Below are 21,537 nucleotides of genomic sequence, written 5' to 3'. Positions count from 1 at the left end.
TGGAGTAAGATTCGGGCCTTACGAGCGTCATAACTGCAAGGTCATTGATCACTTCTAGGTTAAATGTGGCCAGCAAAATGCGGAACAGTTCAATATTCGTGGCTGGCCACTGATAGCCTTACCGCCAACAAGGATCCTTGCAGTTGTTGCTGTCGGTGAAGATTGAGGGCACGCGTTCGTCACCCCAGATGCGTTTACCGGCCCGTTTGGGGTTATCCAAGAAGTGCTGATTGCGGTCGGCAAAATAGCGATCAATCGCAGTGCGCGCATCCTCCACCGATAGGTAGTTGCTGTTGTGGATTACGGCTCGCGCCATGCCACTGAACACGGACTCGATAACATTAAGGAACTGGGCTCCGGATGGGAGTGGCGCTGTCTCAACGCGCGGAAGACCCAATGCGCTGGCAGTTGCGTTATGTTCATTGATCCGTTGATTAAGCTTCTTGGAGACGTGCCACGATGCCGCATCCCATGACAGATACAAGGTTCGACGGGTCGCATACCTTTCGAGAAGAACATCCATCATGCGGATTATCTCGGCTGTGTTTTTCTTGTCGCTGTAGAAGTGTGTGACCTGATTGCCGCTCAGTTCAAGGGCTGCCGTCATGATCATGCATCCCTTGGATTTCTGCCATTGTGGCACGATCCGATGGGGACCAGGCGGATCGAGCATCAACCCCGGCTTCATCTTGACGGCAAAGGGGCCGAACTCGTCGATCGAGAAGAAAGCTTCATCTGATGCCAGATTGGACAAGATCGCTTGGACCGCTGCGAGCTTTTCACGATAATCCGGGTCTTGAGATGTGAGGGCGATTCTAGCTTTTCGCCACTTCCAGCCTGCATCATGAATGATCTGGCGCAGAATCTGCAAGCAGACTGGATGCCCTTGGGATATCAATGCTGCCCGGAGATCACGCATGATCCAAGACGTCCGGTTCATTCCGTGATCTTTCGGCGGCTCATGTAAGGTACGGAAGACTGCCGTCTTCAAATCGTCATTTTCAGATTTTCGCGGCCCTCTCGTCATTGGAGCAAAAAGCCGTTCGACGCCCCCTTCTCGATATATTCGCAGATAACGGCGACAAGTATTCCGGCTTACGCCTAGGCAAGCGCTGATTTGCCTCGTGGGGAAGCCTTGTTCGTGCGCCAATGCTACGATGGCGCGATTACGCTGCCGATTTCGCGGATCGTGAATACTGCGAAGAAGCCGGTCGTTGGTGTTAGGGTTCCCACGCAAGGGCAGTTCCACGCGGTCTGCGCGCAGCCGATCAATCCAATTCTCCACTTCAGCGGCTTGCTCTGACCGGCGGTCGCGATGAAGGCGCAGCTTTATTTTGATTGATCCCTGCATCGCACTGGGATCAAGACGGTAAGTACGTGATTCTCTTTCAATACTTAAGCTATTAATCGATCCGATATCGCCCAGAGGCCGAACCACAAAATTAATCTGGTGCAGTTGCACGCTGCAACAATATCGACGGATAGAACCGTAACTGCCACCGTAGCCATGATGATCCCGGACAGAGCGGAAGATGTCGGCGACGCTTCGACGATGGCATTGTGGCCGAGCTTCGTCCTCAGCGAGCATAGCATCGATCAGACGCTCGAAGTTGCTAACCGACGTCAATCGCCTCGGGCGCAAGTATTGTGAGGGCCTGTCACTTTGCAGCATTTTTCGGACTGTTCTGCGGCTGATTTTCTCTGTTCTCGACACCCCTCTGATGGTTTCACCTTCCGCTACCCGACGCCGGATGCGCGTCCATTGGACTGGATCATTGTACATTGGTGGTCTCCTTTTTTGGCATGCCTTCCGAATAGTCACGAAGTGCGCTCAATAAGGGCCAAGATAACGTACCACGCTGTCAGAACTGGAGCGTTAGGTCCTTCGATTATGCCGAAAAAGCCGCATGGCCGATGCCGGGAAAATGAGCCTTCAGAGGACGCCATGCGGCATAATCCGGGTTACGGCATTATGACCATTATGCCGATATCGGCATAATGGTCATTGGTCAGGCGCAAAACATCGCCTTGATCGTGATATGTCGGGCCGCTTCGGCACCAACGCTTATGCGCTCGAAGAGCTGGTCGCAGAACTGTCCGCAGCATTCCTTTGCGCTGACCTGGGTGTATCCCATGATCCTCGCGAAAACACAGCCGCTTACCTTGAAAGCTGGATGTCCGTCATGAAGGCGGACAAACGCGCCATTATCACCGCAGCAGCCAAAGCTCAGGCGATTGCCGATTATCTGCATGGGCTTACATCGATACACGGATCGGAGGTCGCGTAAGCGACCTCCGTGTCAAACAGGCCTTTTCTGCCGCATCGGATCTGACAGAAATAACAAGATTATGAGATACTACTGTGTTCTGGAGCGAGCGGTATTATAAACATCTCCACGCTCACGTTTTCCAACTGCCACGACCAACACCGTTACAGTGTCGTCGTTGACGGAATAAACCAGCCGATAGCCTAATTGACGTAATTTTATCTTGTAATGGTCAGGCATACCGTGAAGTGAGGCGCTAACGACCCGCGGCGTTTCCAAACGTTCACGCAGTTTTTTCTTTAATTGCTCTTGGATTGTTGAGCCGAGTTTATTCCATTCTTTGAGTGCTGAGGGCAGGAATTCAAGCTTATAAGGCATCGATATCGACCGAAATTCCTTTTTCGTCGGCTCGTTTCCTGATTATCTCAGTAAGGCGAATATCGTCCAGCTTCTCGAGCATGTCTTCATAGACGTCAGCGGGAACCATATAAGCCATAATTCGATTATGATTAAGAACGGCGACGGTCTCGCCATTAGCCTCGTCCATAACTGCGGACGGACTTTTTTTGAGATCCGAAACACTAACCGCTATATTTGCTTCCACACGTTGCATGACAAGTTCCGTATCCAATTTAGTGCGAAATTTAGTATCATATTAAGTCTGGCAATACAACAGTGCACCTGATCAGCCAATCGATGATTGGTTCTTAAAGCGTGTCGCGTTTAATCATATTCACACGATACGCTTTAAGCTTTTGTTTTTACGCATGTCTCTATCCCGAAACCGGTTCCCACTTTCGGGAGACACGCTTCAGATCGTGCATTTCGAGCAATTGTCGGCTATTCGCAATAGCCATCGCTGGCTTCGACTATTTCGTTGAATCCGTGCTTTGGGGTTTGGCATCGACCTGGCTTTGTAGGTCTGCCATTTTTTTAACCAACGAAAGCAAGTCACGCGTAGTGCTGTGCGGGAGATCTGCCACGAGTTTCGCAAGTTCGACGCGATCCCTGGCTTCTTCCTCATTATTACCCCACAAATGGGGTGCTGCTTCGTAAAGCATATCGATGGGCATAACGTTCAGCACTTCACAGATATGGATCATGCGAGTGACGTGGAGTTTTGAAAATGCCCGCTCATAACGACCATAAACTGGCGTAGACAGTCCCATGAGTGGTGCAAAATCGGCTTGTTTGAGGCCCGCTTTTTCACGTGCGTCGCGCAGGTATTTTGCAAGTCGCTGATCTATTTCTTCAAACGTGCTTATTCCGTTAAAACCTGAACGCCTGAAGACTGGTTTATCGATCTCAGGATCATTGGTCCTTTCCAAAGAATGCTCATTTGCGAAATCCAATGACTCACTACTCACGCTGGAACCCCTTTTACCTGCCGTGCCACAACGGCGATCATTACCATATTTTTCAGAAATAGCAGCACTTCAGAGTTCGTGTTCGCCTGTTTTCAGCGCGCGTTTTATATTGAAATGAAGGAGGAGGGCGCATTCGGCGCTAGCGTTTGGGATTCCAATGCCGATCGTCGTCACATCGGTTATCTGGATTTCACCGCCACAAGGCGCCAATCATTGGCCACCCCCTCGAAGACGGCTTCGATAGCTTTGGGCTCATTCAGCCAGCTTAGCGTAGCAGACAATTCGCATGCAACAGTCTGCTCTTTGATTGGAATGCAACGCAGGACTGACACTTTGGAAGAACGGCCGTAATCGGCGCAATTCCAGTTCGACAATCGAAATAACTCCGTCCTGGCTGTTTCGTCATCAGGCCAAATGGCATCGTAGCTTTGCTTTGCCAGACTAGCGACCTTCTGTTCGTCGGTATGAAGATCTAGATTGGTGCGCAGCGATGGAGCGATATAGATCCCAACGGCAATTCCGACCGCAATGCCGATGAGAAAACTTCGACCAAGCATGATCAGTATCCGTTATCTTTAAGATATTGATCAATTGCGTCGCGGAGTATGACGGTCATTTTGAGACCGTTGTCGTGTGCTGCATTCTCAAGTCGACGCTTGGTTTCATAATCAAGCGAGACGTTGACGAAATGCTTACTTTCACGCTCACGGGATTTGCGAAGCTCACGCAGTCGGTTACGGGAGTCTTCCCGGCGGTTCGCATTTTCAATTGCATTTGCCCGGTGTTGTGCCGGTGTTGTCTCGAGAGGTTTAGCCTGCTTATTCTGTCTTGATGTCGCGGGCGCCGATTCATTTCCAATTCTTGCAGCGTCTTCGTCGTGCGTGTGCGAAATCGGCGGGGGAGAGGCAGTGACTTTGTCCAGATCAATAGAACGTTTTCGACGTTCCGCCACCGGGAAATCAGAAAGAGAGATTTTTCCCTTAGCCATCGATAGTCTCCCCTTGGTGCGCCACTTTAAGTTTCTCCAACTCCTCGACGAATGCATTCACCTCCGCTCTGGCCTTGAGAACCGGTTCACTCGGTTCGAGCATTTGTAGCGTGCCAAGACCGCTGCGGATTTCTCGATAGCAGTTGCGCTCGATCAACTCTGTATCGAGCAACACGGAATTATAACCGTGTTCGCTCAGATTTTGGACGAAAGGGCGAATGATCCGGTATGCTTCGAGATGCCGATTGACGATCGTGATGCGTGTTCGAAGAACCGCTTGAGGAATACTACGGTCAAGAAGGTCCGTTCGTGTCGCAATTGCCTCCGCGGCCTCACCAACTGCTTTAATCTCGTCTTGGGCGGGCTGAATGGGTGTGATGACGATATCTGAATGGTCGATTATCGTATCCATCACAACACTATCGACGCCCGGCGCGTCGATCAGTATGGCGTCATAGTTGCCCTCCTGTGACGCCATTAATTTCTCTATATTGTTCTGACGAAGTGCGGTCGCGAGCGAGATCGATGCCGGTACGTTGTCCTTTGCTTCGCACCGCTTCCACCACTCGGCTAAGTTCTGTCGTGGATCGGCATCAATGAGCAATACCCGTCGATTTTTGAGTGCGAGTTCACCTGCAGTCAAAATGACCGCGGTCGTCTTCCCGGCTCCACCTTTGCCGCTTACCGAAGATATTCGAAGTGTCACGATGGCCCTCCTGTACCTGGATATGCTGGTTTTCTTGGTGTCGATTATTGCCTGAAGCGCCGGCAATGCTGCCAACAGGGCGCGAGAATGCATGTGAAGATAAGATAGTTTCACACGATGTGACAATACGATTGGTAGCATGTGACACACCATGTGTTCATATCAAATAATCACATCACTCGATAACTGGAGTTTGGGAACATGTTTCTCCCAATGGAGTGTGAACCCCGGAGCCGCGCAAAAGCCGTTCGTGCCGCCCGCTCGTAGTCCGGCAAGGGCGAAGAGCGAAGCGTCCCTTGCTGGCGAGTACGAGGGGTACACAAAGGCGAATAAAGCGTTCTGGTGGTGAACCTTGGTGAGCGTAATTTCTTTGCAGCGCCGAGGCTGCACCCCGGCGTAAGGTAAGCGGAGCGAGGCCAAGTTAGACGAATATTGGATGGCTCCCCTTGTAGATGGGTCGGCAGGATACGGAAAAATGTGCTACATTTTTGCTAAGCAATCGCGAAACACGTCCGCGATTGTCGATTGCTGCGCTGAATTGGAGCTAACAACGCCTATGAATGAAGCAATTAATGAGGGTATGGGGGGCGTTAAACCCAAGCCGCAAACCATTCATAGCCGTGTCTCGGCGGACGAATATGACGCGATCGACGACGCCGCGAAGGCGGCTGATATGACGATGAGCGCATTTTTCAAGGCCGTGTTGCTGCAAGGCGCAGGGGTAAAGCCCATCTTCAATGATGAAGACAGAGCGCTTTTGTCCCTCATGCTTGAGGATATGCGCATGATTGGCATCAATCTTAATCAGGTCGCTCGAGCACTGAATAGCGGCAAATCGGTTTCGGATAGCGAGATCCGTATGGTGGTCGGTGATGTTCAGAAGATGCAGGTAGGCGTCCTCAGCGAGTTGCGCCGCATCACGAAGCGGTCAGGATACAAACATCGTAGCAAGGATTAGCGGTCAATGGAGTTCTTTCTCGGAGCTTTTGAAAGTGAATGGGAGCAGCGCCGAGCGGCGTTGCTGCATGAGCTTTCGCTGGGTTCGAGTGCTGCAAGCAGCGCCGAGGAAGAAATGCGCCGGAGATTGCGCGAATTACAGATCGCAGGTGGCGCCGCTGCAGCAAGTGGCGGCTTGGTGCCGAAAATGCGCACGGGATCCTCAAGGGCACAGAGGATCCAGTTCTTTGGAGGCTCTGCAAGTAAGCCCGTTGCGTCAGCGAGGCCGATGGAAACACGTTTGGCCGCGGTTGCAACAGGCAGTCAGCCTGCGGTGGTCAAGTTGGCGTCGTATGGTGGCGGTGCGCGTCTTGGCGCAATGGTGAATTATGTTGCCCGCAATGGTGAGATTAGCGTCGAAAAGGAAAACGGTGAGCGGCTGGAGGGACGTGAGGAACTGGCCCGGTTGCGTGGCGAATGGGAGCCAGTGTTTCAAAATCGAGCCGAGAGCAGGGATATCGGTACGTTCCGAGTGTCGATCGAAGCTAGCGGTTTCGCAACAGAAGAAGCTTTGCACCAGCTCGTGCGCGATAGCCTGGCGAGCGCTTTCGGCAATCGCAGCTTCGCTTATGCTGTTTCGCAGCCATCGCATGGAATTTTAAAAGTTGACGGCATGGTGGTCTTGCGCAGCGCGGAAGGGGAGCGGTTGACCGGCGACCCGAAGGCGGCGGACATTATTCAGAGGCGTTATATCAAAAGCGCAGCGTCTGATCTGGCGAGGGCGCGGTTCCGTTTTACCGGGTATGGTAATGGCGTGGAATATGGCGCTGCCAAGCTGAGAAATCTGGTCGAGGATCATAAGGGTGATGTTCGCGATGGTAAGGGGCGTGTTGTCTCTGATGCGCGCTCCGCAGGCAACCTGGTGCAAAAGCAGTGGCGTCGGGAGTTGCACAGCCGTAGGGGCAGGGATGTGATGCATGTCATTATGTCTGCCAAAGCTGGCACCAACGTTCAGGCTTTTGAAGGTGCTGTTCGGGATTTTCTGGCCGCGCAGTTCGAAGGACACCGCTACATATTTGCGATGCATGATCCGTTCAGCGACCCGAAAGAGATGGGGCAGGGCGGAAAGCGACCGCATATCCATGCACATGCCATTATCGCTATGCGTTCGGATGCCGGTGATCGGGTCGAGACCTCGCCACAGGTTTTTCGCCAGTGGCGCGAACTTATGGCTGAAAAGGCGCGCGAGCACGGCGTCGCTATGGAAATGACCGACAGGCGCGAGTTTGCAAATGCTCCAGCCTATACGCGCAATCAGGTTCGGCCGGTTAATCGCGAGGGACGAACGGAACATGAGGGGACGAGTGCGGCAGCTCAGTCGCGTTATGACGCCAAGCGGTCGGGTCGTCATAGCGTGGCGCGAAGTGCGCGCAGCCGTGAATATACCGTAAAGGTAACTCAGAGTTGGGAGAAACTCGCAATGGCAAGCGGCGATCGTCAGATTTCTGCATATGCTATGCAACAAAGAGATGTAATAGAATCAACTATTTCGCTTCAAGCGGACGTAAATAATTCTAATATCGTTCATGCGGATTTCGGGTCGCAATACCGTTCCAATTTGGTAAAGTTGCAAAACATCATTTTGGAGGGTGAAAAAATGCGCGAAATGTCGAGAAGCGATTTTGAGGCATATGAGAAAGAAGTTGAAACAGCTTTGTTCCGACTTGGCCGCAATCTCGGTCTGGAAGACAAAGCCGATCTGGATCAGGTAGCGCAGTATACGCGCGAACATGTCAATCTAATGCGCGAGCATATGGAATTGACGGAACAGTGTGGATTGACCGTTGAAACACCATCGCAAGAAAGCGAGCCGGATAGCTCGTCGATGCAGATTGCTCGCGAACCCGATTCCGAAATTGCCAAGCCGGTTCATATTATTGCGGAAGCAGAGCAGGGTTTGCCATCGGATGATAATGCCAGCAACCCGCGTTTCGGCGCAGATGAAGAAGAGAAAGCGGCGGCAGCATCCTACCGGGCTGAAATGGACCGTTCATTTCCGATTGAAATCACGAGGCGATATTATATTCGTGAGGATCACGGGGGGACGCAGCGAGTCTTTGCCGATTCAAAGGGTGAGCGCGAAGTGTTCCAGGACAATGGAGAGAAGCTGCGCGCAAAATCGTTCGATGCTCAGGGCGTTCGATTGATGATCGAAACAGCAGCGCATCGAGGCTGGACGAGCATCGAGATAACGGGGAGCAAGGAGTTCCGCCGTGAAACTTGGCTGGAGGGCCAGGCGCACGGAATTTCGGTGAAGGGTTATCAGCCGACGGAACTGGATTGGCAAGATCTGGCGCGTCGCGAGCAGTCCTATTTGCGCAATGAAATTGTTCCGATCGAGGGCAGGGCGCTGGAGGCGGCTCACCGGGATCAGGAGCAATCTGCAGGTTCGGATCGGTCGATCAAGGTCGATAGAGAGCAACAGAATGCAGATAATTCCGGAGCGCCGCACTCCAAGACAATCGACTATAAGGAGGGCGTTCAGGGCATCCTCGTCGAGACAGGCGAGAAGGCCTATCAGGATGATGAGAAGAACGAGCCTTCGCCGTTCGTTGTTATTGAAACTGCCAACGGCAGTCGCACGGTCTGGGGTGTCGGATTACCAGATGCATTGCATCGCGCCGGCGCCGATATCGGCGATGAAATTCATTTGCGGTCCACTGGTACGGAACGCGTCATGAAAACCGTCATACAGGAGATCGACGGACAGAAGCATCGCGTCGAACAAATGGTCGATCGCCGGGCATGGGAAGCGAACTTGCTTGAAGAACGGGATCGGACCGACGAGAAAGTTGAAGGTTCCAAACAACTCGATAATCGGGCTAGTATGGAAACAAAGGCCGTCGTTCGGGACGGAGAGACTGCCCGTACAGATCCTCCGCAACAACAGGTTGCACGATTGCAGGAACTAGAGCAAGAGCAACAGGAAAAGAAGGACCGCGACGAACACGAGCGTTAGATGACCATGCGACCCGATTACATTTATAATTCACCCCCCGATCCGAAGGCTGACGATGCTTTTGCAAAATTCTTTGCGGTTCTGTTCTGGCTCGTCCTTGGTTTGGTTGCGATCGTGTACGTAGCTACTGTCCTAAGAAGCTGGTTCAATGCAGCCATCGCGTGGATAACCGATATGATCAGTTTCCTTGGAGGATTTCTGCCGTTTTGACGGCAAAGAATATTTAATCAGACGGGTACTTTTGCTGCTCGGAATGTTTGAAGTGGGATTGAGATTTAAGCGGGTCTGGGGTCAGTTACAGGAGCAAACTACATTATGGGGCGGGAATAAACGTGCTAAGTCGAATCCGATGCCCGAGTGTAAAACTCAATGTCTTTAATATATCTAATGCATAAATGCCGACCCTATAGCCGGCCGTTGTAGGCGGTGGACTGTGGAGCTCCCCTAGCGTTCCTGACGTGGCCTCAACTCGATCGTTAAAGGGTCGATCTCTTTCATAGTCAGGAGGGCATTCACCCGCCGCGCCGCGTCGCCAGCGCGAAACCACTTGGATGCTGCGTCAATATTGAAGCGTGGGCGCCGACGGCCCTCCTGGGGCTTAGATGCTTCTGTCACAACCTTAACGATCTCATCGATCCGGTAGAGTCCGCCTGCGACAGGAAGAGGCATTTTTCGTTGCTGGAGCGCCTGCCGCTGCACTTCAAGCTTCTCAGCGACGTCAGCCAGGCTTACCAGGTCAGGTCGAACCTCGTGAAGGGTCGTGCCTTCGGGAAGCGCTTTGATCAGCGCCCGTGCTGCATTAAGAATTACGTTCTCAGCGTCATCGCCTTCCGCTTCTAACTCGACACCGAGCAAGCCGGGCGTACCAGTGCCCACCAGGGCGTCCCCGAAGCCAGCTTCGAAGATGGCGTCGGACAACACAAATGGATCGTGTTCCCCGTCAGGGAGCGCGAAAACTAACTCGAATTCGAATTCCTCAGCCATCGACATTTCCTTCGTCATTTTTCTTTAGTTGCACGCAAGCAAGGGCTTTCTGGCGGAGCTTCTTAGCGTGTTGCTGAGGGTTTTTGGGTGTCGACCAGACCGACATCTGGCAAAACTCGCCACAGCGACAATCCTGATCATTGGCAGGGCAACGCAGGATACCCCAACAATGCCCTTTTCCCTCGATCAGCTTCCACCCGAGCTTTTCGAGCTCCTGGAGGACGCCTTCTATTTCCTTCGACGTGTGCCTCTTTCTAGGCAAAATATATACTCCGCCATATTAAATTGTCAATTGACAAGTTAGAACGCCGCATAGTTTTACCCATAAGAATGAGTATGATGCCATGTCATCCTTCCTCGCGTGTGACTTGGTAAGTTATAGTGGTACACAATTACAAGCGAGAAGTTCAAAGGTCAGATCGCTGTCGCATATCGACGTAGGCTCTAGACGGTCACGGAAAACGCATGGACCGGCCAAAGTCGAGCGACATTCTCTAATTCTGCAATTTCACCACGTTTAGAATGAGTGCTTTCGACCCTCTAGAGGTCGTTTCGAAGGGCTCCGTTCCCACCCGCAACCTGCCGTTCATTCTGGATGAGATGCACGACGGAGTCGGGGCCGCAAGCCGCCATGGGCGGTCAAGATATATTGGGCTGTGGCGTAGAAACGGCGGTTTGCTATCTCATCCGATGTAATGCGGTGATCGGCGGCATTATCGCACTATAGAGGGCAATCGGCGGTGTTTGGCGGAGGGGATGGGTCTGACGTCCAACCTTCTCCACCTTAAGGGATTGATTTCATTATACAAGATCCCAACAGCTCTCGCTTCAGATCACGAACACCGGCGCGAACCCACCCCCTAGCGTCCTGAAATTTGTGGTCTGGCCTTGATAAAGGCGCGCGGCCACCAGAAGCACCTGCCCATCATAGGTATACAGTCGCACGTCCATTTTGCGCCTCTGGGGTGTCTCGTCGATCTTGATCATGCGCTCGCTGGGGCGGACCAGCGTCTGGGCAACGTATCCGCCTCCCGCGATCTCCGCCCAGACTCCTTTCGTCAGCTTGTCGCTACGATATACCGCCTTGCCACCATGTCCTCCTGTCGGCTTGAAGAACAGGTCCTTGCGGGATTTCCAAAGTGCATCAGCGTTGTCGGGATTGACCAAAACGGTGCGTGGAACGGCAGCAAGCCCGGCCCGAATCCCCGGGTCGACTCCCCATGCCTCAAGTGTCGCGGAATTCGAAAGAAGCGAAAGGTTGCGCTTGTCGGCAAGGAGCGCGTGGTTGTGCGGATTCGGCGTTACGACAACCGCGCCATCACGGTAGGATTCCTGCAATGCCTTGTGCTCGGGCTGATCAAAGGCGAAATCGGTGACCCGATTGTAAACGAGATCGATCGTCTTTCCGTCGACGCTGAGCCGACCATCGTCGTAGCTAAGGTGACCGGCGTCGGCGATGACCGCGTCTACCCCTCGTGCCGCCAAAACTTGCCGCGCGAGCACGAACTCGGGATAAAGGTACTGTTCCGGCGGATTGTCATCGATGATGGCGATGCGTTGTGGCGTGCCCGTTCCCCGCTGCCGAATCCATTCGTTCTGGAACATGCGAAACGCCGCGTCCTCGAACGATGGCAGCGCCGGGGGGATATCCATTTCGGCGCAGCACGCGCGCTGCGCTCGTGCAAGAAAGGCATTGAGAAACGCGCCGCCGGCGTTGGTGTTGATTTCGATCAACCGGGGGCCGTCTTCGCCGAGATGAAAGTCGTAGCCCATCAATGCCCCGAGCGGGCCGTGATCCCCCCACGCGATTTCCGGCGCCCAGGAGAGGACCGCGGTCTTGTATGCCTCGAGTTGGGCGGTGGTCTCCACAGCCACTGCGATCGCGCGCATCTCATTGACGGTGGTGGCCGAAAGGAACACCGGCACGTGCGAGAACAGGTGGGTCTTGGGGCCGATGAACGTCTCGAAGAACGCCGGCTCACCTGCCTCCTGCTCCAGCGCCTCGCGCAGCGATGGAAGGTCCAGTGTAACGCAGAAGCAGTTCTTGTTGAGCCGCTCCGTGCGGTCTTGAACCCGCTTCGATGAACTGGAGCCGGGATTGTTCATTGAGGGAAAACCCGACGCTGCGCCATGATCGGGCGCGCTTCAAAGGCCAAGTAATCCATGAATAATCCCACGAACATCGCTCCCAAAGGTGTCGCCATCGGGTTGATCCAAATATGCCGCTTCTGTCCGGCAGCCACAACTGTCACCGGGTGGGCCTCGGAAAACTGAGCAGCCGGTCGCACGGGCAGCTCCGGCCTGCAGCGAAGCTCCATCCCGAAGGTGCCATCAGCGCTCAGCGTGCTTGCGACACATTCTCCTGGTAGGTCCGCTCGCGCTCCGGCCAGGTGCTCTTGATATAGGCGAGCGCAGCCTGGATCTCTGCGTCGCTGAGGACGGCAAAGCCCGGCATGTCGCTCTTATAGCCGCCCCCGACGATGGCGGCCGTGCCCTCCTTGACGATCCGGAACAGGATGTCATCGGGATGGTGCCACGTGTGGTCGTCGGCATCGTGTGGTGGCGCCGGGAGACGCCCGGACGGAAGGGGCGTCTTCCAGTCCGGCTGCCCCTCGAGCTGCGCACCGTGGCAGGACGCACATTGGTCCGCATAGATCTGCCGGCCCTGTTCGATGACTTCTGCAGATGACGCGGCGTTGGATGCGGTCTGGGCATAGTGCCTGCCAGCGAAGACCGCCATGACCAGGCCTCCGACGAGCAACCCGGGCCACAAGATATTACGGAGTTCTTTTCGCATGAGTTGCATGATTGGTGGCGAGGAATTTCTATTGGCTACATGCCGAGGATGAATTTCTGCCAGAGGCGCGACGCCGGAGGCAATTGACATTCCCGTGACCAGCGCCTATCTTTCCGGCATGTTCTCGCGCCTCGTCACTATGCTTGCCGTACTCGCGATCGCCGTCATGACGACGGTGACCTCCGCGCATGCGGCGCGCTTGAGCGCAGAGCCGGATCACTCGATGCATGTCGGCGAGATGATGCAGGTTGCGGCCGGCAGCGAACATTCCTGTGATGGCGAACAGCACTGCGGATCGATCGACACCGGAAGCTGTGAGCTGCTTTGCGCCGGTCTTTCGGTCTTCCTGACCTCCCCGAGCGACAGCTCTGGCAGCGATTACGCGCCTGCCAGCCATGACCTGCCCACCGGTGCAGTGCTTGCCGGTCGGGCACCTGGACTGAACGAACGACCTCCCAAGCACCGTCTCCTCTGATCGCGCGTCCGGGCCGAGGCCCGCGGCGTCCTGTCGGTTTTGATGAACGGGACGAGCTGTCCCGAGGAGACGACCATGAATACCCTTTCACGACGCGGCTTTCTTGCCGCTGGCGCCGCCATGCTGGCCTATGCGCATCTGCCCCGGATCGCGGCAGCGCAGGGCGCCGCCCCGCTGTCGCTGCACGCCGCCACCCGGACGCTCGACATCGACGGTCGCGCCGCCACCGTCTGGGGTCTTGCCGGGCCAGCCGGACAGGGGCTGACACTCGATCCCGGCGCGCGGTTCCGGGTGGATCTGCGCAACGATCTCGATACTGACACGCTGATCCACTGGCACGGCCAGATCCCGCCCAACGCACAGGATGGCGTGCCCGACATGCCTTTGCCGATGCTCGCCCCCGGCGAGACTCGCGCCTATGACTTCGCGCCGCTGCCCGGCACCTACTGGATGCACGCGCATGTGCCGCTGCATGAGATGCGCCTTCTGGCCGCGCCGCTGATCGTGCGCAGCGCCGAGGATGTCGCCGCCGACCGGCAGGAGGTGGTGCTGTTCCTGCATGATTTCTCGTTCAAGGCACCCGAGGAGGTGATGGCCGAGATCCTTGGCGGCCACGGGACCGCCGGCGGTCATGGAGGCGGCCACGGCGCGGTCATGGGCGGCATGGCGGCCATGGACCACGGCGCGATGGGGAACATGCCGATGGGTGGCATGGATCACGGCGCCATGGGTGGCATGACGGGAATGGGCGCCATGGACGGCATGGCGATGGACCTCAACGACTACGACTGGGACGCCTATCTTGCCAACGACCGCACGCTTTCGGATCCCGAGGTGGTGCAGGTTGAGCGCGGCGGGCGCATCCGCCTGCGGGTGATCAACGCCGCCGCGGCAACGGTGTTCTGGATCGAGACTGGCGAAGCGCAGGCCCGGCTCGTCGCGGTCGATGGCCATGCCGTTCAGCCCGTCCCCGGCACGCGGTTCGGCTTGGCCATGGGCCAACGGCTCGACCTCGAGATCGACCTGCCGCAGGAGGGCGGCGCCTGGCCGATCCTCGCGCTGCGGGAAGGCGCGCGAGAGCGGACCGGGCTGATCCTTGCCACGCAGGGCGCCGAAATACGGCGCATCGACACCATGGCGGAGGCCGAAGCGCCTGCCTTCGACAGCGACCTTGCGCAGGAGACGCGTCTGATCGCCGCGGGCGCTTTGCCGGATCGGCCGGTGGACCGCAGCCACATGGTGATGCTGGGCGGCTCGATGCAGCCCTATGTGTGGACGATCAACGGCGCCGTCTGGGGCCAGCATCGCCCGGTGACCGCGCAGAGCGGTGAGCGGATCGTGCTGTCATTCCACAACATGTCGATGATGGGCCACCCGATGCATTTGCACGGGCATGTGTTCCAGGTCGTCGGACTGAACGGACGTGCAGTCCGGGGCGCGCTGCGCGACACGGTATATGTGCCGCCGATGTCGATGGTCGATATCGCGCTCGACGCCGGCGAGGCCGCGCGCTGGATGCTGCATTGCCACCACATGCCGCATCTTGAGACCGGCATGATGACCGAATTCGCGGTCAGCGCATAGGCCAGGCAGAGGACGTCGGATGCCGGCGTTCTCCCTCAGCAACAAGGAGGCGGACTCATGTCGATGTCTCACGGCGGCCATGCCGGTCACATGCCCGCGGGCGGCGATCGCAAGGCGCTTGTCATCTCGGGCTGGCTCACCGGCCTTTACTTTGTAGTCGAGCTGGGAATCGGCATCTGGACGGGCTCCGTCGCTGTCATCTCCGATGCCTTCCACACCTTCTCTGCCGTGGGCGGCGTGCTCATCGCACTGGTCGCGCTTCGCTTGACTGAACGGAAATCCAGCCCGGCACGTACCTTCGGTTATGTCCGGGCCGAGATCCTCGGCGCCCTTTTCAACGGCCTGTTTCTCGTCGCGATGGCTCTTTTCGTGCTGTGGATGGGCGCGATGCGTCTCATGGAGCCGATCGAACTGGCCACGACACCGATGCTGTTTGCCGCTGCCGGCGGGATCGCCACCGAGCTTGTCGCGCTCTGGCTGCTGTACGAACGCCAGAAGGGCAACCTGAACATGCGCGGCGCCTACTGGCACATCCTCCAGACCTTCGTCGGAAGCTTCCTCATCATCATCTCGGCGCTGGTGATCCGATTTACGGGCTTCCTCGCCATTGATCCCCTGCTTGGCATGGCCTTCGGGCTCGTCCTGCTCTGGGCTTCCTGGGGCATTCTGCGTGAGGCATTGCACATCCTGCTTCAGGGCACGCCGGAAGACCTGGATCTGGAGGCCGCAATCACGGCCATCCGGCAATTGGAGGGGGTGACGGATGTGCATCACGTCCATGCCTGGAGCCTGACATCCGGGCGCAATGTCTTCTCGAGCCACATCTGCGTTCGGAACTGGAAAGACGGCGAGCGGGTGCTGCGGCAGGCGAACCATCTCCTGCGCGAGCGATTCAACATCTACTTCTCGACGTTGCAGGTGGAGGAATACTGCCTCGATGGCGAGGAGACTGCAGCCGACATTGACATCATGCGGTCACATGCCGCGCCAGAACAGACCAACGTTCGAAATTTCCATGGGAATCACTAAACGGCGATACTTTTCCAGCTTCCAGTCACCTCTTGACCGTCTAGCGATTGGAAAGCGCAGAACGGCGAACGCAAGGCCGAGGACGAGACGCCGAGGAGGCGTAAAAATGACCAACAATACTGAACACGATCATCAGCACCACGATCATGCGGCCCACGGCCATGAGCAGGGGCACGCGGCTGTCGCAGCGGACAGTGCCCACAAGGTCAAGGACCCGGTCTGCGGCATGATGGTCGATCCCCACAAGACCGCGCACAAGGCCGAGCACGCGGGTCGGCCCTATTACTTCTGCTCGGCCGGGTGCCGGGAGAAGTTCCTGGCCGACCCGGAACGCTATCTCGACCCTGCCGCCGCGACGGAACGGGCCGAGCCGGTGCCCGAGGGGACGATCTACACCTGCCCGATGCATCCCGAGATCCGGCAGGTCGGCCCCGGCTCCTGCCCGATCTGCGGCATGGCGCTGGAGCCGGTGCTGGTCAGCCTGGAGGCCGGGCCGAACGAGGAACTGATCGACATGACGCGCCGGTTCTGGATCGGCCTGGTGCTGACGCTGCCGGTGTTCGTGCTGGAGATGGGCGGCCATCTTCTTGGTCTGGACCACCTCATCAGCCAGCGGACCTCGAACTGGATCCAGATGCTGCTGGCGACGCCTGTGGTGCTGTGGGCCGGTTGGCCATTCTTCCAGCGTGGCTGGCAATCGCTCGTCAACCGCAGCCTCAACATGTTCACGCTGATCGCGATGGGCACCGGAGCTGCCTGGATCTACAGCATGGTGGCGACGCTCGCGCCCGGCATCTTTCCTGACCAGTTCCGGCAGCATGACGGGTCGGTGGCGGTCTATTTCGAGGCGGCGGCGGTCATCACCGTCCTTGTCCTACTCGGCCAGGTTCTGGAACTGCGTGCGAGAGAGAGCACCAGCGGCGCGATCCGCGCGCTGCTCGACCTCGCGCCCAAGACCGCGCGGATCATTCGTGACGACGGGACCGAGGAGGAGGTACAGCTCGACAGCGTCCATGTCGGCGACCGCCTACGGGTGCGGCCCGGCGAGAAGGTGCCGGTCGATGGCGAGGTGATCGAGGGCCGCAGCGCCGTCGATGAATCGATGGTGACGGGCGAGTCGATGCCGGTGACCAAGGAGGTTGGTGCCAAGGCTATCGGCGGCACCATGAACCAGTCCGGCGCGCTGGTGATCGAGGCGAAGAAGGTCGGCCGCGACACCATGCTGTCGCAGATCGTCCAGCTCGTCGCCGAGGCGCAGCGCAGCCGCGCGCCGATCCAGCGCCTCGCCGATCAGGTGTCGGGCTGGTTCGTGCCGGCGGTGATCCTGGTCGCGGTGCTTGCCTTCGTCGCCTGGTCGATATGGGGTCCGGAGCCGCGCTTCTCCTTCGGTCTCATTGCGGCGGTTTCGGTCCTGATCATCGCCTGCCCCTGCGCGCTCGGGCTGGCCACGCCGATGTCGATCATGGTCGGCGTCGGACGTGGCGCGCAGGCCGGCGTGCTGATCAAGAATGCCGAGGCGCTGGAGCATATGGAGAAGGTCGACACCATCATCGTCGACAAGACCGGGACGCTGACCGAGGGCCGGCCCGCCGTCACCGCCATCGTTCCCGCCCCTGGCTTCACCGAAGACGAGGCGCTGCGGCTTGCTGCCAGCGTGGAGCGGGCGAGCGAGCATCCGCTGGCGCTGGCCATCGTGCGGGCGGCAGAGGAGCGAGGGCTCGAACTCGCGCCGGTCGCGGATTTCGACTCCCCCACCGGCAAGGGCGCGCTCGGGGTGGTCGAGGGCAAGCGCATTCCCCTTGGCAATGCGAAGTTCCTCGCCGAGCAGGGCGTCGATGTCGCGCCGCTGGCCGATGAGGCCGACCGGCTGCGCGAGGACGGGGCAACGGCGATCTTCATGGGGGTGGACGGGCAGGTGGCGGCGATCTTCGCCATCGCCGATCCGGTCAAGCCCACAACGCCCGAGGCGCTGGCCGCGCTGAAGGCGCAAGGTATCCGCGTGGTCATGCTGACCGGCGACAACTGGACGACGGCCAGGGCGGTCGCGCGCCAGCTCGGCATCGACGAGGTCGAGGCGGAGGTTCTGCCCGATCAGAAAAGCGCGGTTGTGCAGCGGCACAAGGCGGCGGGCGAGGTGGTGGCGATGGCGGGCGACGGGGTGAACGACGCGCCGGCGCTGGCTGCCGCGGATGTTGGCATCGCCATGGGCACCGGCACCGACGTGGCGATGGAAAGCGCGGGCGTCACGCTGCTGAAGGGCGATCTTATAGGTATCGTGCGGGCGAGGCGGCTGTCGGAAGCGGTCATGGGGAACATCCGCCAGAACCTGTTCTTCGCCTTCATCTACAACGCCCTAGGCGTGCCGGTCGCGGCGGGCGTGCTCTACCCGTTCTTCGGCATCCTGCTGTCGCCGATCATCGCGGCGGCCGCCATGGCGCTGTCCTCGGTCAGTGTCATCGCCAATGCCGCGCGTTTGCGGAAGGTGAAGCTGTGATGGCGGTGCCGCGGCCTTCGATTCGCTGCTCACCGCATTGTGCGCCGCACATGGACCGTGACGGGGAGACAATGAATCCATGAAGCGAGGTTTGACGATGAGAAACGATCACCGCATCAGCCGGCGCGCCATTCTGGCCGCTGCCGGCGCACTTCCCCTGCTGTTGTCTACAATCGGCCGGGGGCATGCCGAAGCGCTGCCTCTGGTGAACGTCACCAAGGATCCGTCCTGCGGCTGCTGCGATGGCTGGGTCGCGCATATCGAGGCTGCGGGGTTCCCGGTGCGGGTTGTGGAATCCACCGATATGGACAGCCTCAAGCAGCGGCTCGGCGTGCCAGCCGAACTGGCCTCCTGCCACACCGCCGAGGTGGGCGGCTATGTGGTCGAGGGCCATGTGCCTGCCGCGGCGATCCGCCGCCTTCTGGCCGAACGACCGGATGCGACAGGGTTGGCCGTTCCCGGAATGCCTGCCGGCTCGCCCGGCATGGATTTTCCGGGCGTCGATCCCGAGCCGTATGAAGTGTTCCTGTTCGGCCCGACTATCCAACCCTTCGGGCGTTTTCTCGGCGCGCAGGAAATCTGAGTCAGGCGTCTCCACATGACCGGCCACCTTGCCAATGATCCGAAACAGCACCTGGCCGAGGCGGCTTGCCTCCGTCAGCGGGGCGGTCTTGCTGTGTCGGGTGGCGCGCGACGTGAACGTGACATCGCACGGGCCTCGCGTGCCACCGGGAAGGAAGGTGGCGCATGAACGGGAGCGCGCGAGTTGCTGGCAGGGCAAGATGCGGCGGATTGCGCCAGTTTGCGATCTGCATCCTGCTGCTTGCCATCAGCGCCCTGGTTCTGCAGGTCCCGGCACACGCCAGTCCCGCCGGACACGCCATCCACCAGGAACAGACTGCTGCCACGGCCAGCCACTGCGCCCGCCATCACATGCCGGACGAACATGGCGCAGATCGATTCGCAGGCTGCGTGAGTGATGACGGTAGTCCAAATCTGGCGGACTGCTGCCAGACCTGTCTGACCGCCGCCGTTCTCGTCGAGCCGCCGACGCTCGGCCCGGCCGCGAACGGCGAAGCTTTCACGTTGATGCACCCTGACCCGCGCGATCGGTCCCCTGAAGGAATCCTGAGGCCGCCACGTCTCATCGCGGCGTGAGGCGCAGGGATCGCCGCGAGAACGAAGATGTCTCCGGCTGCTCCGGCGCGACCCCGAAAGACCACGCGAACATATCGGAGACCCGCGTCCGCGAATCTGGACCGGCGCTCCCGTACCAAAGGATGAAATCAATGAACCGAACCGCAATCGCCCTTTCCGTCAGCATCCTGGCAGGCCTGCCAGGCGCCGCCCTCGCCCAGTCCGGGCATGACACCCACCACCCAGCAAGCCCGCCCGCGCAAGCGGAAGCGGCCCGGGCGAGCAGTAACCTTCCCGACTTCACGCAGGCCTATGTCGACGCGATGAACGAGACGCACGGGCTGATGATGGACGGCGTCATGGCCGACGATCCCGATGTCGCCTTCGTCCGGGGCATGATCCCGCATCATCAGGGCGCGATCGACATGGCCAGGATCGTCCAGCAATACGGGGACGATCCGCAGACCAAGGCGTGGGCGGACCAGATCATCGCGGCGCAGGAAGGCGAGATCGCTGAAATGCAGGCTTGGCTGGAGACGAACGCTGGCGAGGCACCGGCAGCCCTCGGCCAGACAAGGGGAACCGTCTACGCTGCCAATGAGGGCGGCAATTCCATCAGCGCCATCGATCTCGGCACCGGATCGGTCGACACCGTTTCGATCCCGGTCGGGCCCCACAACGTCGATCTGACGCCCGATGGGAAGCTGTTGCTGGCAGTCGGAGATCCTGCCACCGAGGGGGATCACGAATCCGACGGCCACGGAAACGGCGAGGAAGCTGCGGCCGAGGGTCTGCTGGTCATTCTCGATCCGCAGAACATCGCCGCGCCCAAGGCGACCGTCGCGGTGGGCTCGCACCCGGCCCATGTGGTCGCCGACCGGCAGGGGCGCGCTTTTGTCTCGCTGGCCGGCGGCGACGAGATCGCCGTGGTCGATCTCGCAAAGGCCGAGGTCATCGGGCGTATCGCGACGGGGGACTATCCGCACGGCCTGCGGCTCAGCCCGGACGAGACCCAGCTCTACGTGGCCAATGTCGAGGATGGGTCCGTGTCCGTCATCGACACGCAGGCGCTGTCCGAGGTGGCACGCATTCCGGTCGGAACCGCGCCGGTCCAGGTCGGGTTCACGCCCTCCGGCGATCAGGTCTATGTCTCGCTTCGCGACGAAAACCGTGTGGCGGTCATCGACACCTCAACCCGCCAAGTAACGAACAGGATCGAGGTGGGGCCGAACCCGATCCAGATGTTCGCGACCGCTGATGGAGCCTACGTCTATGTGGCCAACCAGGGCACCGACGCGGAGCCTAACAACACCGTGTCCGTGATCGACACCGCGACCGGTCAGGTAGTGAAGACCCTCACCACCGGCGGCGGCGCCCATGGCGTCTCGGCATCGACCGACGGGGCATTCGTGTTCGTGACCAACATTGCCGACGATACCGTGTCGATCATCGACGTGGGGAGCCAGGAAGTGGTCAAGACAGTGCCGGTCGGCGATCGCCCGAACGGCATCGTCTACGGCGGCCCGACCCGCTGAGCGATCGGCGCCGGGGTTCGCTCCGGCGCCAGCTGCCGGCCAGGCACCGAGCCGCGGTCGGCCAGAACAAAAGAGCTTCGGCATCAAATCGCCGAGATGGAGGACATGGTCGCCACGCTCACGACGCTGGCCGACGCCTGCGCGGGCGACCACCGGCCCGACTGCCCGATTCTCGGCGACTTCGAGCAAGCGAGCCCGGAGCATCGGCCGGCGCCCGCA

22 protein-coding genes and 1 pseudogene are annotated in these 21,537 nt (G+C 58.6%); 12 read left to right on the top strand and 11 right to left on the bottom strand.

Going from position 1 to position 21,537, the window contains the following annotated elements; translation table 11 throughout:
* Positions 1–118: 118 nt before the first annotated feature.
* The gene (locus OPR82_RS19660) at positions 119–1,588 is read right to left on the bottom strand and encodes an IS630 family transposase (protein WP_265986587.1); all 1,470 of its coding nucleotides are present in this window, start codon (positions 1,586–1,588) and stop codon (positions 119–121) included.
* A gap of 415 nt (positions 1,589–2,003) precedes the next feature.
* On the opposite strand from OPR82_RS19660, the pseudogene OPR82_RS19655 reads away from it, so the two are divergent.
* Positions 2,004–2,288, top strand: a pseudogene (locus OPR82_RS19655) (zincin-like metallopeptidase domain-containing protein); the annotation flags it as partial.
* Positions 2,289–2,357: 69 nt separating this feature from the next.
* Here the strand turns inward: OPR82_RS19655 and OPR82_RS19650 are convergent.
* From OPR82_RS19650 to OPR82_RS19625, 6 genes are all read right to left on the bottom strand, one after another.
* Entirely contained in the window at positions 2,358–2,645 is a 288-nt protein-coding gene (locus OPR82_RS19650; RefSeq protein WP_165902970.1) for a type II toxin-antitoxin system RelE family toxin, read from the bottom strand.
* A complete protein-coding gene (locus OPR82_RS19645; protein WP_094544282.1) occupies positions 2,635–2,880 on the bottom strand; it encodes a type II toxin-antitoxin system Phd/YefM family antitoxin in 246 nt (81 codons plus the stop codon). Before OPR82_RS19645 ends, OPR82_RS19650 begins: the two co-directional genes overlap by 11 nt.
* A gap of 256 nt (positions 2,881–3,136) precedes the next feature.
* Positions 3,137–3,634, bottom strand: coding sequence for a helix-turn-helix domain-containing protein (locus OPR82_RS19640; protein WP_265986585.1), 498 nt, complete (start codon positions 3,632–3,634; stop codon positions 3,137–3,139).
* A gap of 179 nt (positions 3,635–3,813) precedes the next feature.
* Positions 3,814–4,191 (bottom strand): hypothetical protein, encoded by a 378-nt coding sequence (locus OPR82_RS19635; protein WP_265986584.1) that lies wholly within the window; start codon positions 4,189–4,191, stop codon positions 3,814–3,816.
* 2 nt (positions 4,192–4,193) lie between these two features.
* Complete coding sequence (locus OPR82_RS19630; RefSeq protein WP_235819113.1) at positions 4,194–4,622, bottom strand: hypothetical protein; 429 nt, start codon at positions 4,620–4,622, stop codon at positions 4,194–4,196.
* Positions 4,615–5,328, bottom strand: coding sequence for a ParA family protein (locus tag OPR82_RS19625; protein ID WP_265986583.1), 714 nt, complete (start codon positions 5,326–5,328; stop codon positions 4,615–4,617). Before OPR82_RS19625 ends, OPR82_RS19630 begins: the two co-directional genes overlap by 8 nt.
* A gap of 556 nt (positions 5,329–5,884) precedes the next feature.
* Between OPR82_RS19625 and OPR82_RS19620 the strand changes: the two genes are divergently transcribed.
* The 3 genes from OPR82_RS19620 to OPR82_RS19610 are packed head-to-tail and all read left to right on the top strand — an operon-like array spanning position 5,885 to position 9,493.
* Positions 5,885–6,286: a plasmid mobilization protein gene (locus tag OPR82_RS19620; protein WP_265986581.1), complete on the top strand. Its 402-nt coding sequence runs from the start codon at positions 5,885–5,887 to the stop codon at positions 6,284–6,286.
* A gap of 6 nt (positions 6,287–6,292) precedes the next feature.
* Positions 6,293–9,283 carry an LPD7 domain-containing protein gene (locus OPR82_RS19615; RefSeq protein WP_265986580.1) on the top strand — a complete coding sequence of 997 codons (2,991 nt, stop codon included), beginning with the start codon at positions 6,293–6,295 and terminating at the stop codon, positions 9,281–9,283.
* A complete protein-coding gene (locus OPR82_RS19610) occupies positions 9,284–9,493 on the top strand; it encodes a hypothetical protein (RefSeq protein ID WP_094574676.1) in 210 nt (69 codons plus the stop codon).
* Positions 9,494–9,727: 234 nt separating this feature from the next.
* Here OPR82_RS19610 and OPR82_RS19605 read toward each other — a convergent pair whose 3' ends face one another.
* The 4 genes from OPR82_RS19605 to OPR82_RS19590 all read right to left on the bottom strand — a co-directional run bounded on the left by OPR82_RS19605 (position 9,728) and on the right by OPR82_RS19590 (position 13,007).
* The gene (locus OPR82_RS19605; protein WP_024899907.1) at positions 9,728–10,267 is read right to left on the bottom strand and encodes a hypothetical protein; all 540 of its coding nucleotides are present in this window, start codon (positions 10,265–10,267) and stop codon (positions 9,728–9,730) included.
* A gap of 828 nt (positions 10,268–11,095) precedes the next feature.
* Positions 11,096–12,373 (bottom strand): ATP-grasp domain-containing protein, encoded by a 1,278-nt coding sequence (locus OPR82_RS19600; protein ID WP_128095076.1) that lies wholly within the window; start codon positions 12,371–12,373, stop codon positions 11,096–11,098.
* Positions 12,370–12,555 carry a hypothetical protein gene (locus tag OPR82_RS19595; RefSeq protein WP_128095077.1) on the bottom strand — a complete coding sequence of 62 codons (186 nt, stop codon included), beginning with the start codon at positions 12,553–12,555 and terminating at the stop codon, positions 12,370–12,372. Before OPR82_RS19595 ends, OPR82_RS19600 begins: the two co-directional genes overlap by 4 nt.
* 50 nt (positions 12,556–12,605) lie before the next feature.
* Positions 12,606–13,007: a c-type cytochrome gene (locus OPR82_RS19590; protein WP_161662579.1), complete on the bottom strand. Its 402-nt coding sequence runs from the start codon at positions 13,005–13,007 to the stop codon at positions 12,606–12,608.
* 151 nt (positions 13,008–13,158) lie between these two features.
* On the opposite strand from OPR82_RS19590, the gene OPR82_RS19585 reads away from it, so the two are divergent.
* From OPR82_RS19585 to copM, 8 genes are all read left to right on the top strand, one after another.
* Positions 13,159–13,539, top strand: coding sequence for a hypothetical protein (locus OPR82_RS19585; RefSeq protein WP_200869487.1), 381 nt, complete (start codon positions 13,159–13,161; stop codon positions 13,537–13,539).
* 75 nt (positions 13,540–13,614) lie between these two features.
* Complete coding sequence (locus OPR82_RS19580) at positions 13,615–15,123, top strand: multicopper oxidase family protein (protein ID WP_024899901.1); 1,509 nt, start codon at positions 13,615–13,617, stop codon at positions 15,121–15,123.
* 57 nt (positions 15,124–15,180) lie between these two features.
* Positions 15,181–16,152: a cation diffusion facilitator family transporter gene (locus OPR82_RS19575; protein ID WP_024899900.1), complete on the top strand. Its 972-nt coding sequence runs from the start codon at positions 15,181–15,183 to the stop codon at positions 16,150–16,152.
* 106 nt (positions 16,153–16,258) lie between these two features.
* The gene (locus OPR82_RS19570; RefSeq protein ID WP_024899899.1) at positions 16,259–18,646 is read left to right on the top strand and encodes a heavy metal translocating P-type ATPase; all 2,388 of its coding nucleotides are present in this window, start codon (positions 16,259–16,261) and stop codon (positions 18,644–18,646) included.
* 79 nt (positions 18,647–18,725) lie between these two features.
* The gene (locus OPR82_RS19565) at positions 18,726–19,229 is read left to right on the top strand and encodes a DUF411 domain-containing protein (protein WP_425598729.1); all 504 of its coding nucleotides are present in this window, start codon (positions 18,726–18,728) and stop codon (positions 19,227–19,229) included.
* Between the two features lie 15 nt (positions 19,230–19,244).
* On the top strand, positions 19,245–19,397 hold the full coding sequence (locus OPR82_RS19560; protein ID WP_164844753.1) for a hypothetical protein: 153 nt from the start codon (positions 19,245–19,247) through the stop codon (positions 19,395–19,397).
* A 41-nt stretch (positions 19,398–19,438) separates the two neighbouring features.
* Complete coding sequence (locus OPR82_RS19555; RefSeq protein ID WP_143128787.1) at positions 19,439–19,804, top strand: hypothetical protein; 366 nt, start codon at positions 19,439–19,441, stop codon at positions 19,802–19,804.
* 131 nt (positions 19,805–19,935) lie between these two features.
* On the top strand, positions 19,936–21,318 hold the full coding sequence (gene copM, locus OPR82_RS19550; protein WP_024899896.1) for a CopM family metallochaperone: 1,383 nt from the start codon (positions 19,936–19,938) through the stop codon (positions 21,316–21,318).
* The last annotated feature ends 219 nt before the right edge of the window (positions 21,319–21,537 follow it).

It is taken from the genome of Ochrobactrum chromiisoli (assembly GCF_026241335.1).
GTDB lineage: Bacteria > Pseudomonadota > Alphaproteobacteria > Rhizobiales > Rhizobiaceae > Brucella > Brucella chromiisoli.
The sequence above is the reverse complement of the archived record's forward strand: the minus strand, read 5'-3'. Positions and strand labels throughout refer to the sequence as shown.